Raw genomic sequence first — 12,537 nt, 5'->3', positions numbered from 1 at the left:
TTCTAAGCCCCGAATTTTTTCGGGGCTTTTTTATTTTTGAAGCATAAGCCAACCCTTGGGATCAACTACTGGAGCTGAAGCGCTTTTTATCTCCACGCCTTTCTTCCCTATTTCCAGACGCTTAATTCCTTCCGAAGTCTCGATTTCTAGGGGTATTTCGAAATCTATCCCCTGGAGTGCTATAGCATAAGTGTCTTTATTTTTCTTACTGATTTTAAGTTTGGGTAAATCAGTGTTATAGAGATACAAATTGAAAAATCCGTCAAGATCCTTTCCTGAAAAAGCTTCCACAAAATCCGTGAAGTCCTTTGTTACCACTTTGTTTTGGTAGGTAAACCTATCGTCGCTGGAAAATGCCTTTAGCATGGGAAAGAAAACCTCATCCCCCAAAATGCCTCTCAAGGAATGAATGACCATGGCCCCTTTGGTGTAAATGTCGGAATGATAGGCTCGCTCCTCTGTCGAATTTGGAGGACTGACTACAGGCAGTGAATTAGTAATTCCTCTGGACTCTTTCTTGACTTTGGAGAAATAGGCTTCAGCTCCTCCATGTTCCCAAAAAAACAACCAATCTCCATAGGCAGTAATGCCCTCATGAATCCACATATCCGCCCAGTCTTTCACTGAGATTTTATTTCCAAACCATTCATGTCCCAATTCGTGGTGAAGCAACCAGTCATAGTTGACTTTCCCCATTGGGATGAATTGGAAATTATTTCCGTAGGCATTTATAGTCTGGTGCTCCATCCCGAGATAAGGAGTCTCCACAACGGCTATTTTATCCTCTGGAAAAGGAAATGCCCCAAAGTATTTTTCATGCGTTTGGGTACTTACTTTTAAAGTCTCCAGCAATTCCTTGGCTTTCGCTCGGTTTTCTTGCAACACCCAAACATGCATGGGAATGGTCTTCCCAGAAGCAGATTGAAAATCCAGCTTTTCTTCATGGAAAACACCAAGGGTAAAGTTCAAATTGTAATTGTTGATGGGATAATCCGTAGACCAGTGATAGGTCAAACTTCCCTCACTTTCCTTGACCTCAAGCAATCGGCCATTTGATGCGATAAAATAAGGTTTGGGTGCGGTCAAGATCAAATCTGCACCCTGAGTTGGCTGACTTGAGGGATGATCCAAAGCCGGCATAAAAATTTTAGCTCCCTCACCCTGGCTGGAAAGTCCCATCCAGTGATTATCCAGATCATCTTTGGTCCAAGTAAAACCTCCAGTCCAAGGAGGGTTAAGGGCAATTGGAGTTTTTCCTGAATAAAAAACCTGAACCTGATCACAGGTGCAGTCTATCGGAATAACGTCCAGCATATCGTTTTGATGGGAAAACTTAACCTCAGCTCCATTCATTACCACCTTTTCGACCTGGTAGTAATTGATCAAGTTTAGCCTCAATGTATCCAGCTTTTCTTCAGCTGAAAAAGTAATAGTGTTTGACCCTTGTATACTTTGAGAATCTGGCAAAAGGGTTAGTTCCAGTTTGTAATGTAGTACCTTAAACTTTGCCTGAAGGGGATCAATAGGATCTCCCCAGTCCCAGTTTTGAGCTAAAACAGGTAAACACGACAGTAATATCAGAATTAGAATCAGGATTTTTTTCATGAATTGAGCCAGCAGAAAGGTAAGATTTCGAATCTACAAAAAGCGAATTAAAGGCTGGGATAAAAAATGAAAAGCCGCTTGAAATTAATTCCAACCGGCTTCTGTTTATTCTTCTGCGTAATTGAAGGAGTCAACTTGCTCCTTTACCCAATCCAGATATTTTCCTTTTCTATAGTCCACCCAATCTTGTTTGTATTTAGAACCGTCGATCAGAAACTTAAACCCAGTTGCCGCTTTGGGCTTACTCAAAGCATTCACCAGATCTTCGGCAAGATTTCTCTCTTTTACTTTTCGATCAATAAAATCCTGCATCATTTGGTGCTCCTGAGCAGATTCCATCTTGGTAAACTCCGCATAGTTATCTGGTTCTTCTTCGATGGCGTCAAGGATATCCTCTTCTTCCTCAGTCAGGTCGTAGTTGAAGTAATCTTCATCATCAGGCATGTGGTGAATTTTCTTCTTGTCTATCTGATAGAAGCACACATTTCCTTTAAGTAATTGGGAGGCAATGAAGTCTGCCTCTTTTTCAGTAAGCGAAAGCATGGATGGTTTTAAGATTTATCGAAAAATAACGAAAGTCAAAATTTCGTTAAATTGTTTCAAACTTAGCAATCTAAGGGCCAAAAAATACCTTTAAATTCTAAGATTGATGATTTTACCCAACAATTCGGAGTTAATCTCATGCTCCCCCGAAAACCAAAGCTTCTCTCCCTGTTTTCCAAGGCTTTGAAGAATGTCATTTTGCTTTTGAATGACTTCCGCTGACAAGAATGGATCACGATCTCCTGAGACCAAAATTATCCGGGTTTCTGCGAATTTTTCCCTTGACTCCGGCATATGCAAATCATGCGCAAAACCACCTGCCCAAAGGACCATGGTGTCTATTTGTTTTGGAAATCGACTCGCCCACCTGGTAGCTGTAGCAGCTCCTTGAGAAAATCCCAAAACATGGATTTTGGGAGGATTTGAGAACTTGGATAAAATCTCCTCCATCAAGCGATCCAAATACCGATGATTATTGGAAATGGCAGTTTCTCGCTCGTGCTTAGTCATCCAATTTGCTCCCACTCGACCCTGAAACTCTTTGAGATATCCATAATTGGTTCCTTCTGGAGCTATGATCAATCGATCCCCCGAATCAAAAGGAAGAAACTTTCGGATAAAAAACTCTGACAATTGCCCATATCCATGAAATACAATCCAAATTTCTGATTCATTTCCGCTTGATTCATGCGAAATTGAATAATGAGCTTCGTAAGAAAAATGAATGGACTTTTTCACCGATCAACTTTTCAGATCATCAAACTTCAATGGCAATAACTGGGAAATTCCCTTGACTCTTCTCACCAATCCATTTGGACCCAAAAAAAGCATGGTCACCGATTTCTGAAAACGGTTTTCCACTTCATTGATGGTTTGACGACAAATGCCGCAGGGAGAAACTCCCGCCCAAGTTTCCTCTCCTCCTCGTTGAGCTACCACCGCAAGCATGATTGGAGCTGAATTGGGAAAATTTGCCCCGGCATAACCCAAAACCAATCGCTCTGCGCATACCCCTGTTGGGAAACTTACATTTTCTTGGTTGGAGGATTGGAGAATTTCACCGTTTTCCAGCAATACCGCCGCACCAACATGAAACCCCGAATAGGGAGCATACGCTTGCTTGGAAATTTCCTGGGCCCTTGAGATTAAATTTTGCTCAATAGAATTTAGCTCATCAAGCATCAATTCTTCAATCTCAGTTTTCACTTCAACTTTCTTCACCTTTTGAAATTAATTTGGGTAAATCCTAACGATCAAGGTAAGTAAATGTTCAGGAATTCTTGCCCGAAAACCTTTTTCTCGGAGAAAAATATGGCCATTTTTAGCTTGTAAACCCATACTCATGAAAACAATCTTGATTCTAGGAGCAGGCAAATCTTCTACTTACCTCATCGATTTTTTGGCAGATTCCTGTGAGTCAAAAGGAAGAACTTTGATTTTGGCCGATTTGGATCAAAATCTTGCCGAATCCAAATTGAAAGGTAGAGTTGGTACTCAGGCATTTGCTTTGGATTCAGGAGATGCAGAGGCTAGAAAAGATCTGATCAAAAAAGCAGATGCGGTCATTTCCATGCTTCCCGCCTTCATGCATCCGAAAGTTGCGAAAGATTGTCTCGACTTAGGGAAGCACTTTTTCTCTGCATCCTATGAAAGCGCGGAAATGCGGGAATGGAAAGGGCAGATTGAAGAAAAAAATCTTTTCTTTTTAAACGAATGTGGTCTTGATCCGGGGATCGATCATATGTCAGCGATGAAAATCATCCATGAGGCTCAAAAAAACGGTAAGGAAATTACCTCTTTCAAGTCATTCTGCGGTGGGCTTTTGGCTCCAGAGTCTGAGGATAATCCTTGGAAATACAAATTCACCTGGAATCCGAGAAATGTGGTATTGGCCGGACAGGGAACTTCTAGGTACATCGAAAAAGGAGAACTCAAATATGTCCCTTACCACCGACTATTTAGACAAACTCAAATCGTACATTTCCCTGGCTTAGGAGACTTTGATGGCTACCCCAATCGAGATTCTTTGAGTTACCGAAAAGTGTATGGTTTGGAAAATATCCCGACCATGCTTAGAGGCACCTTAAGAAGAGCTGGGTATTGCAAGGCTTGGGACATTTTTGTCCAATTGGGTATGACGGATGATAGCTTCCAAATGGAATTACCGGAAGGAAGCACATTCAGACAATATTTGAATGCATTCTTGCCTTGGCATGAGACTCAGACGGTAGAGGAAAAATTGGCAGAGCTAATTCCTGATTTGGATTTTGCTTCTTTCGAAAAACTTCAGTGGCTTGGATTTTTTGAAAATCGGAAACTTCCAAAAACTAAAGGAAGTCCAGCAGAATTGCTTCAGGCCATCTTGGAAAATGACTGGAAGCTCATGCCTGAGGATAAAGACATGATTGTTATGCAGCATCTTTTTGAAATCAAAACATCTACAGGGATTGAAAAAATAATTTCAAGCCTCGTATCCATCGGAGAAGACTCCACCTATACTGCCATGGCAAAAACGGTGGGTTTGCCTTTAGCCTTGGCAGTAGATTTATTTATGGATGATAAAATAAACTTGAAGGGATTGCACATCCCGGTTCTATCGGAGATTTATGAGCCGATTTTAGAAGGCTTGGAAAAATTCGGCATTCGTTTCTCCGAGAAACCAGCATAAAAAATCCCGGCTTTTCAGCCGGGATTTTTATTTAAGGTCTCCAGTCAGCCGGTGCATCTACCGATGTACCGGGTATTGTTAAGCAATCGTCTGGAATGATTGCCTTATTTTGTTTGAATGTCAAATCATCCTTGTCAACATAAATCCTTTTCACAGATTCCCCCGCGGCAATAAAATAGCCCAGAACGACCTCATCAGGATTGTCTAAGCTGATCATATTTCCTCTGATGGTTGCTGGAGGGGGATCAAAAATAGACCCACTAATTTCTGCCTGCTGCTTTACCAATCTGAGAAAACGGTAAGCCTCCTGAGAAATTCCCAATTGCTTGATATCGATTCTAAACTTGTTGACAAACCTCAATCCATCGTCCTCTATAAAAGCAACCGGAATCTGAGTGGTCAATCCGTTAAAATTGTCATCAATTGCTAAGAATAGGCTTTGGTTGTTACTGAATTCTTCCCGGTAGCAAACTGCACAGCAGGCCTTGGGTTGAGGGTCCCGGGAAGGATTGGAGTCTGAAGGTCTTGGCGTAAATAGATCTGGTCTGGTTTCTAGAATATAAACTGAAGGACCATTTCTCCAATAATAGAAGTTATTCTGGTCTGCAGGATCATTTACCTCGGCGATTAATTGAATTCCGGATTTAGGATTTCCTCCTCCTTCCTGATCAATAGTCAGAGTTTTGACAGACAATTTCTCCAAGTTTGGAACTGATTCCACGCGCTCAGGGAAAGAAGAATAAAGTTTCCCTTCTTGTGTTTCAATAAGCAAAGTATAGGATCTTCCTACCTCTGCACTAAAACTCGCTGGGGTAAAATAAGAACCTCTAGCGTCCACACTTTCTGCCAGAAAAGTGATTTTTCCCAAGTCGTCTCTAACCACTACTGTCGCCTGAGTCACTGGCCTGATCAAGCCTTCAAAATCACTTCCATAGGTCGCACTTCTCGTCAGTGTAATAACATGTGGGCCAGGGCCGGAAGTAATGGCTCCTTCCACAGTGAGCAACTGCTCTCCTTCTGGCACCTCGATCTTATATGGATCAATACAGGCAACTGGGAGCAATAAAATAATATATATAAGTCTTTTCAGCATCTCTTTAGAATTTGATTGCATAACTCAAACTAGGTAATGGCACTCCCAAAAGTGCAAGTCTGAAAGATTGTGGAGGAGCTCCCTCTGCATCATCAAAGTACACGGAGAAAGGATTTTTTCTTCCATAAACATTAAGTATGGAAAACGTCCAATTTCCATCAAAAAACTTCCCACTTCCTTTGAGTTTGAAGTTTACAGCAAAGTCCAATCGATGGAAATCAGGCAATCGGTCTTGGTTTCTACTGTCAAAATAGGCAAGGCTATTTCCTGAGTAATCAAACTTAGCTTGTGGCAAAGTGATGGGTCGACCAGTACTGTATGCGAATGTAGCTGAAATGGAAGTATTGGTACTGACTTTATAATTTCCAATGAGGGTCAAGTCATTTGGTTTGTCAAAATTGGAAGCATACCACTCTCCATTGTTGATATTTTCCTCCTCGTATGGAGTGATTACCCTTCTTAGTGATCTGGAATAGGTGTAGGAAATCCAACCCGTAAGTCTTCCAAGATTTTTCTTGATATACAATTCAGCACCATAGGACTGTCCCTGAGCGGGAATTAATTCGGTTTCGATATGATTTTGAAGAATCAAATTCGCCCCGTCTTTGTATTCCACTACATTCTGAAGGTCTTTGTAATAAACCTCGATGGAGGTCTCAAATATGTTGCCTTTGAAATTTTTATAGAAACCAAGAGAATATTGATCCGCAATCTGAGGCTTAAGGAATTGATCGCTTAGTTTCCAAACATCAGATGGAGCAATAGTAGCTGTATTTGAGATCAAGTGAATGAACTGGTACATTTTATTGTATCCAGCTTTAATTGAAGTCGACTTATTGAATGAGTAACGAATAGATGCTCTCGGTCCAAAGCCATCGTAAGACTGGATTTCCTCTCCATCCTGATAAACCGTCTCAGCTATTGCGCTACCATCAGATTTTGGCTGATTTTCAGCATAAGTTCTGACCACTCTAGGCCCAAAATATTGGTAGAGATCATATCTTGCTCCATACGAAAATCCAAATTTTTGCCCCAACTCGAATTCATGCTGGAAGTGAGCGGCCATTTCCCTACCAAATTCATCCTGAACTTTCTTGGGTAGAATATCCTCATTTCCTGTAGGCACCAATTCACCCGGTTGAATTTCTATTTGTTTGTAAACACCACCCACAACCACCTTATTGGTTGGGCTAAAGGCATAAGTCAAATTCAATCTTCCTCCAATATCCTTAATGTCGGAGTTGATGGTGAAATCGTTTATTCCTGAATTATTGAAAATCCCGTAGTCGTAAAGGGAATAATATCCTAATGCTTCCAAGCTAAATTTATCGCTGAACTGACTTTTCCACTGAAGTGAATGGGCAGTGTTTCTCCAAGAAATAGTTGTGTCAGAAGCAAATGCAAAATCATCGTAGCTAGTGTAGTAGCTGTAGGTAAATTCATTTTTTTCTGAAACTGGCGCACTGATAATCAAGTTTCCATCATAGAAATTTGCATTGGAATTTCTAAGCGTCACATTGCTCATGGACTGGAGAAACCAGTTGATATAAGAAATTCTAAATCCACCCAAAACAGAAACCTTATCTTTTACTATTGGTCCATTGAGGGAAATTTTTCCGGAATAATTACTCAACATCAAATCTCCTCCCCATTTGTCAATGCTTCCTGCCTTGGGAAGAATATCCAAAATCGCAGAACTTCTCCCTCCGAATCTTGATGGCACAACAGCCTTATACAAAGTCACATCGTTGACCACATCTGCATTGAATGCAGTAAAAAGTCCGAACATGTGGGAAGGATTGTAAATAGGAGCACCGCCAAATTGAATTAGGTTTTGGTCCACTCCACCTCCACGCACATTAAGACCTGAAGAAGCTTCACCTACCTGGCTAACACCTGGAAGGGTTGCCAAAGACCTCACGATATCCACTTCTCCCAAAAATGGAGGCAGTTCTCGCATGGTATTCATACTCAAGGTAACCGCTCCCATGTCTGTAGATTTGATATTTTTATCAGGATCTCTGCCGTAAATCACCACATCATCCAGTTCGAAATCCTCCTGGATCATTCGGATTGTAATCCTTCCATCACCGACAGCAGTGATTGGATAATCAACCATTTCGTAACCGACATATCGAAAAACCAGATTGTATTCTGCTCTGTCTAAAACCAGATCAAAGTTTCCGTTTGTATCGGTAATCCTGGTGACATTGATTTCAGGAACAGTCACGGTAGCTCCTACCAAGGCTTCACCAGTAATGGTATCAATGATTCGCCCGGAAATCCGGATTCCTTTGAGTTGACCTACATCTCGTCCTACCACTTCGCGCTTTACCGGCGCACTGGTTTGGGCTATAGCAAATTGCCCAAGCAGAACGAATAATATTAGTAACGTTTTTTTCATGCTTTTTGGGCTTTAAAGTGCATTAGTTTCAAACTTGTACAATTCCATTGGAAATACTCCATTGACAGAAACTTCAGGCACTCTCATGATGTAAATTGCGCCATTGTATTCGAATTGACCTACCGTGATGCTTTGAGGCAAGCCAGGAATTGGATTTTTTATTTTCCAGGTAAAGCTGCTTAAATCCAGTTCATACATCTCTTGAGTTCTCCGGTATAATCCAACATATGCCTTGGCTCCTTGAACAACCGCTACCCCATAGCTTTGACCCAAGCTTCCAGGATATTTGGTTCTCAGAGTCCAAGAGGAATTTGAAGGATTAAATTGATAAAGCTCTCCTGCAGAATTGAAAATAAAAATCTGACCCTGATACACGAAAAATGGATTTTCTGAAGTCAAAGCAAATGGGGCATTGGCCAAATTTGACCAAGTTTTCGAAGTATTAGAGTATTTTCTGACCGCCTGGGAATTCACCACTCTTCCACCGAATAAATATAAATCCCCGCCTACCTCTATAGCCAACTGATCTTGACTTCTAAAAGGAAGGTCTGCTAGCCTTTCAAAGGTACTTCCATTGATTTTGTAAAACGACTGGTCGTACTGAAACACATCCCGATCAATCTCCAAGGCGCCACCTCCTAGGAAATTTGGTGTTGCAAAAGCAAAAGACCTGGGGTTCCCTGGAAATGAAACCTCAGTCCAAGTTCCAGTGGCTAGATTATATCTTTGGAATTTACGGTATGGCCCTGTAAGTCTGACTTCTCCTAAGCCGACATGAAAACCTAGTTCATTGGTGAAGGAAACAGAATTGTAAATTCTTGGATCCGGGAAATCAGTCACTTTTGTATACTTCCCTGATTGATATTCGAATTTCTCAGAAAACTCCAGGGTTTTGTTTTGTACCACAACTCTTATCGGTACAAATGCTGAAGTCCCTGGTGCGGGGATCTTAACCGTTATCCGGCTTTCAAAGAGATTTTGGACAATTTGAGCTTCCTTATCCCCAAAAAACACCTTCGTTCCCTCAGGGAAATTCCTTCCATTAATTACCAGATCTTTCCCAACCGTGGAAAATCTCGGAGAAAAGGATTCCAATTGTGGTTCTAAAGTCTGAATCTGGACAGCCTCACCGGAGATCTCTTCCCCTCCTATAACTGAAAAAGCTTTTACCCAATAGTTCTGGGTAATTTTCAGACCTGTAGCCTCACCTATAAAGCGGCCAGGACCTTCTTTAGCTCCTAAGGAAATGGTGACAGGCGAGCTGAAGGCTTCAGTTTCTGAAATCTGAAATCCATGATCACTGGCAGAAACTTCTTGATTGGTAATCAATCTTCCAGAAATTCTTATCCGATCTCCCCCAACAAATATCGCTTCTTCAGTAGCTACTATGATTGGAGTTTCGGTATCTTCAGTACAAGCCCATCCAACTAAGAGCAGGCATAAAATGCTCAAAAACAATAATTTTTGCATGTAATGTGGTAGTTGAATAGGCTCCAAAAATAGAAAAAAGGTCAAATAATTCAACTGAGGACAATATTTAGGATCAATTTTTAACCTAAATCAATCGAATCTTCTAAAAATTGCTCAATAACCCAATAAAAACCCACTGAGAACCTTTTTATACTCCATAGAATATTCCCCAGAATCTTCTTTTAAAACCAGTTTTCTAATAATTCCATGGGTATTCTGAAAGGAAAACTCTCCAATTTCCCTTAACACTCCCAAATCCTGCCTATCATGAACCTGAACAACTGTATTCAGAAACAAGGAATATGAATTGGCGATTTGTCTGAAATCAGACATTTGTCGGGGAGGAAGAATCACCCAAAATCTACCCGAGGGGTTTAATAATTTGGAAGCATTCTCCGCTAAATCTTCAAAAGAAAGCTCGTCCGTATGCAAAGCTTTATTCCGCTTTAAATCATGGGATTTCAAATGATCAGGAAAATAAGGAGGATTGCTCACGATCAAATCAAAGGAATCCAAAGAGCAAAAATCCTGAAATCTGCCTTGAAAAAGGCTAATCCGCTCGGCAAAAGGACTTACTTTAAAATTTTCTTCAGCTTGCTTTGCCGCATCCTCATCAATTTCCACTGCTTGAATCTTTGCTTCGAGAAATCTCTGGGCCAGCATTAAGGAAATCACCCCTGTACCAGTTCCAATATCCAGAATACTTTTAGGATTTTGGGATTCTAGCAAAGATCCCAAAAGGATTGCATCTGTGCTGATTTTCATTGCACAACGATCCTGATTGATTCGAAACTGCTGAAACTGAAACCAGGAATTCCCCATCAGGCGCGAGCTCTGCTAAAAAGTCTGGAGCGGAATCTCGGTTTATCCTCCATCACATTTAGCTCTTCTTCAGACACTCTCTTGACGCTTTCAATGGTATAAAAGGCCTTTTCCTCTACCTCTTTTACCTTAGTAATAAACTCCTGAAGTTGATCCCGCTTCATTACCGTGAAGAGTAAATTTACCTTTCCATACCGCCCTTCTGCACCCACGCTGGTAAAGCGGTAGTTTTTCTCTTTCATAAATTCCAGCAAAACTTCTGGTGCTTTGGGAGTAATTACCCGTACCAGAACCCTTCCCAAGGCAAGTTTTTCATCCAAAGTCATCCCTACATAAGTTCCAGTTGCAAAGCCTCCTGCATAGGCAAGGTAGGAAAGAGGATTGTTTACGTTTTGGAAAATCTGCCCGATGGCTAAAAGCCAAATCAAAGCCTCAAAAAATCCCAAAATCGGAACAATATTTTTCTTCCCATTCATCATAAACATGATCCGAAGGGTATTAATCGACACGTCTCCTATCCTTGCTACAAAAATCAGCAAGGGCATGATCAGGTAATTCAAAAGGTTGTCACTGATTCCTATGGAATTGAAAAGGTCTTGCATAACTCAAAATATCCTCTTGCAAAAATACCCCTTTATCCGGCAAAGGGGATGAGAATTCTAAATTCCTTTCAAATCTTTCTATCCCTACCAGCAGGCATTCCAAAGGCAAGAAACTGAACGGTCATAATCAGTAAAAACCAAATCAAGATGTCCCAATTGCCAAAAAGATCCAGAGAAATACCAAAAACTAGGGGGCCGAGAGCTGCCAAAATATAACCTGCTGACTGCACCATTCCAGACAATTTTGCAGTGGTGAGATCTTCGGCAGTTCTAAGTGAAATCAAGGTATAAGCGATACTTAAACTGGCTCCACTTCCGATTCCAATTACTGTTAAAGCTATAAATGTGATCACCTCGTGATGGATAAACAAGGCTGCGTATCCTATGAAATAGCCCAATCCAACAGCTAGAATTACTCCGGATTGTTCCTTAAGTCGAATCAAAAGATTAGGCGCAAAAAATGTCCCAATCAAGGAAATCAATTGCATGTAAGAAAGGGCAATTCCTGCATTAACAGGAGTCATTCCCCGGGAAATCAACATATCCGGCAGCCAGGTAATCATGGTGAAATACATCACCGACTGAGCTCCCATAAAAAGGGTTACTTCCCAGGCTAATTTGCTTTTCCATACATTCTTCCCCTGAAAAATATCCCGCTGTACGCTAGAGGCATGTGGCTTCAATTGAGGTATCCAAACAAGTAAGGCCAATGCCATCAAACTAACCCAAGAAACTAAAGATCCTCTCCAGCCCCAACCCAAATCCACAGCCAAGGGCACACTTATTCCGGAGGCAATTGCCGCGAAAAGGGACATCCCGGTTGATAGAATCGCAGTAAGAAGTCCTATTTTTTCAGGCATTCTTGCCTTAAAAAAAGGGATCATCAAGACATTGGCTGTAACAATTCCTATTCCCGTAAGAGCGGTTCCGAGATAAAGCAATTCAATTCCCCCTAAAACACGAAGAACTACGCCCAGAGCCAGCAGAACTATACCAAAAAATATGGCTTTGCTATGCCCAAATTTCTTCCCCAAGGAGGGAGCGAAAAGAGAAAAAATAGCAAAAGTTAAAAGAGAAAGTGTGGTCAGAAACCCGGCTAATCCATTGGAAATACCCAAATCTTCGCGGATAAATGGAATCAATGGGCCCACCGAAGCAATAGAAGTCCTGAGATTGATGGAAATCAGGATAATCCCAAGGAATAATAAAGTTTGGTGGTTGGATTTTTGCAAAGCAGAGGTAGAATGAGAAACTAACAGGTACGAAATACGCGATTTTCCTGAATTCCCCTCAAGAAATTATTCAAGAAGACTTTTAATAATCCCAAGCA

General features: G+C 41.2%; 11 protein-coding genes. 1 reads left to right on the top strand and 10 read right to left on the bottom strand.

Annotated features, from left to right (window positions below; translation table 11 throughout):
• Positions 1–30: 30 nt before the first annotated feature.
• The 4 genes from DFQ04_RS10160 to DFQ04_RS10145 all read right to left on the bottom strand — a co-directional run bounded on the left by DFQ04_RS10160 (position 31) and on the right by DFQ04_RS10145 (position 3,369).
• A complete protein-coding gene (locus DFQ04_RS10160) occupies positions 31–1,605 on the bottom strand; it encodes a M1 family metallopeptidase (protein ID WP_133555427.1) in 1,575 nt (524 codons plus the stop codon).
• 105 nt (positions 1,606–1,710) lie between these two features.
• Positions 1,711–2,148 (bottom strand): UPF0158 family protein, encoded by a 438-nt coding sequence (locus DFQ04_RS10155; protein ID WP_133555425.1) that lies wholly within the window; start codon positions 2,146–2,148, stop codon positions 1,711–1,713.
• 90 nt (positions 2,149–2,238) lie between these two features.
• Positions 2,239–2,886 carry an alpha/beta hydrolase gene (locus tag DFQ04_RS10150; protein WP_133555423.1) on the bottom strand — a complete coding sequence of 216 codons (648 nt, stop codon included), beginning with the start codon at positions 2,884–2,886 and terminating at the stop codon, positions 2,239–2,241.
• A 3-nt stretch (positions 2,887–2,889) separates the two neighbouring features.
• Positions 2,890–3,369 carry a cytidine deaminase gene (locus tag DFQ04_RS10145; RefSeq protein WP_243739662.1) on the bottom strand — a complete coding sequence of 160 codons (480 nt, stop codon included), beginning with the start codon at positions 3,367–3,369 and terminating at the stop codon, positions 2,890–2,892.
• Between the two features lie 121 nt (positions 3,370–3,490).
• Between DFQ04_RS10145 and DFQ04_RS10140 the strand changes: the two genes are divergently transcribed.
• Positions 3,491–4,816: a saccharopine dehydrogenase family protein gene (locus tag DFQ04_RS10140; RefSeq protein WP_133555421.1), complete on the top strand. Its 1,326-nt coding sequence runs from the start codon at positions 3,491–3,493 to the stop codon at positions 4,814–4,816.
• Positions 4,817–4,847: 31 nt separating this feature from the next.
• Here DFQ04_RS10140 and DFQ04_RS10135 read toward each other — a convergent pair whose 3' ends face one another.
• The 6 genes from DFQ04_RS10135 to DFQ04_RS10110 form a co-directional block, all read right to left on the bottom strand.
• Complete coding sequence (locus DFQ04_RS10135) at positions 4,848–5,909, bottom strand: DUF4249 domain-containing protein (protein ID WP_133555419.1); 1,062 nt, start codon at positions 5,907–5,909, stop codon at positions 4,848–4,850.
• A gap of 4 nt (positions 5,910–5,913) precedes the next feature.
• Entirely contained in the window at positions 5,914–8,313 is a 2,400-nt protein-coding gene (locus tag DFQ04_RS10130; RefSeq protein ID WP_133555417.1) for a TonB-dependent receptor, read from the bottom strand.
• Positions 8,314–8,325: 12 nt separating this feature from the next.
• Positions 8,326–9,783: an IPT/TIG domain-containing protein gene (locus tag DFQ04_RS10125; RefSeq protein WP_133555415.1), complete on the bottom strand. Its 1,458-nt coding sequence runs from the start codon at positions 9,781–9,783 to the stop codon at positions 8,326–8,328.
• A gap of 114 nt (positions 9,784–9,897) precedes the next feature.
• Positions 9,898–10,605 (bottom strand): tRNA1(Val) (adenine(37)-N6)-methyltransferase, encoded by a 708-nt coding sequence (locus DFQ04_RS10120; RefSeq protein ID WP_133555413.1) that lies wholly within the window; start codon positions 10,603–10,605, stop codon positions 9,898–9,900.
• Positions 10,605–11,207 carry a DUF2179 domain-containing protein gene (locus DFQ04_RS10115; RefSeq protein WP_133555411.1) on the bottom strand — a complete coding sequence of 201 codons (603 nt, stop codon included), beginning with the start codon at positions 11,205–11,207 and terminating at the stop codon, positions 10,605–10,607. Before DFQ04_RS10115 ends, DFQ04_RS10120 begins: the two co-directional genes overlap by 1 nt.
• Before the next feature lie 68 nt (positions 11,208–11,275).
• On the bottom strand, positions 11,276–12,439 hold the full coding sequence (locus tag DFQ04_RS10110) for a CynX/NimT family MFS transporter (protein WP_133555409.1): 1,164 nt from the start codon (positions 12,437–12,439) through the stop codon (positions 11,276–11,278).
• Positions 12,440–12,537 lie beyond the last annotated feature (98 nt).

It is taken from the genome of Algoriphagus boseongensis (genome assembly GCF_004362805.1).
Lineage (GTDB): Bacteria > Bacteroidota > Bacteroidia > Cytophagales > Cyclobacteriaceae > Algoriphagus > Algoriphagus boseongensis.
The sequence above is the reverse complement of the archived record's forward strand: the minus strand, read 5'-3'. Positions and strand labels throughout refer to the sequence as shown.

Excerpts from the sequence above, each read along its gene's own strand:
- DFQ04_RS10160 (WP_133555427.1), bottom strand. The coding sequence starts at position 1,605 with ATGAAAAAAATCCTGATTCTAATTCTGATATTACTGTCGTGTTTACCT.
- DFQ04_RS10155 (WP_133555425.1), bottom strand. The coding sequence starts at position 2,148 with ATGCTTTCGCTTACTGAAAAAGAGGCAGACTTCATTGCCTCCCAATTA.
- DFQ04_RS10140 (WP_133555421.1), top strand. The coding sequence starts at position 3,491 with ATGAAAACAATCTTGATTCTAGGAGCAGGCAAATCTTCTACTTACCTC.
- DFQ04_RS10135 (WP_133555419.1), bottom strand. The coding sequence starts at position 5,909 with ATGCTGAAAAGACTTATATATATTATTTTATTGCTCCCAGTTGCCTGT.
- DFQ04_RS10130 (WP_133555417.1), bottom strand. The coding sequence starts at position 8,313 with ATGAAAAAAACGTTACTAATATTATTCGTTCTGCTTGGGCAATTTGCT.
- DFQ04_RS10125 (WP_133555415.1), bottom strand. The coding sequence starts at position 9,783 with ATGCAAAAATTATTGTTTTTGAGCATTTTATGCCTGCTCTTAGTTGGA.
- DFQ04_RS10120 (WP_133555413.1), bottom strand. The coding sequence starts at position 10,605 with ATGGGGAATTCCTGGTTTCAGTTTCAGCAGTTTCGAATCAATCAGGAT.
- DFQ04_RS10115 (WP_133555411.1), bottom strand. The coding sequence starts at position 11,207 with ATGCAAGACCTTTTCAATTCCATAGGAATCAGTGACAACCTTTTGAAT.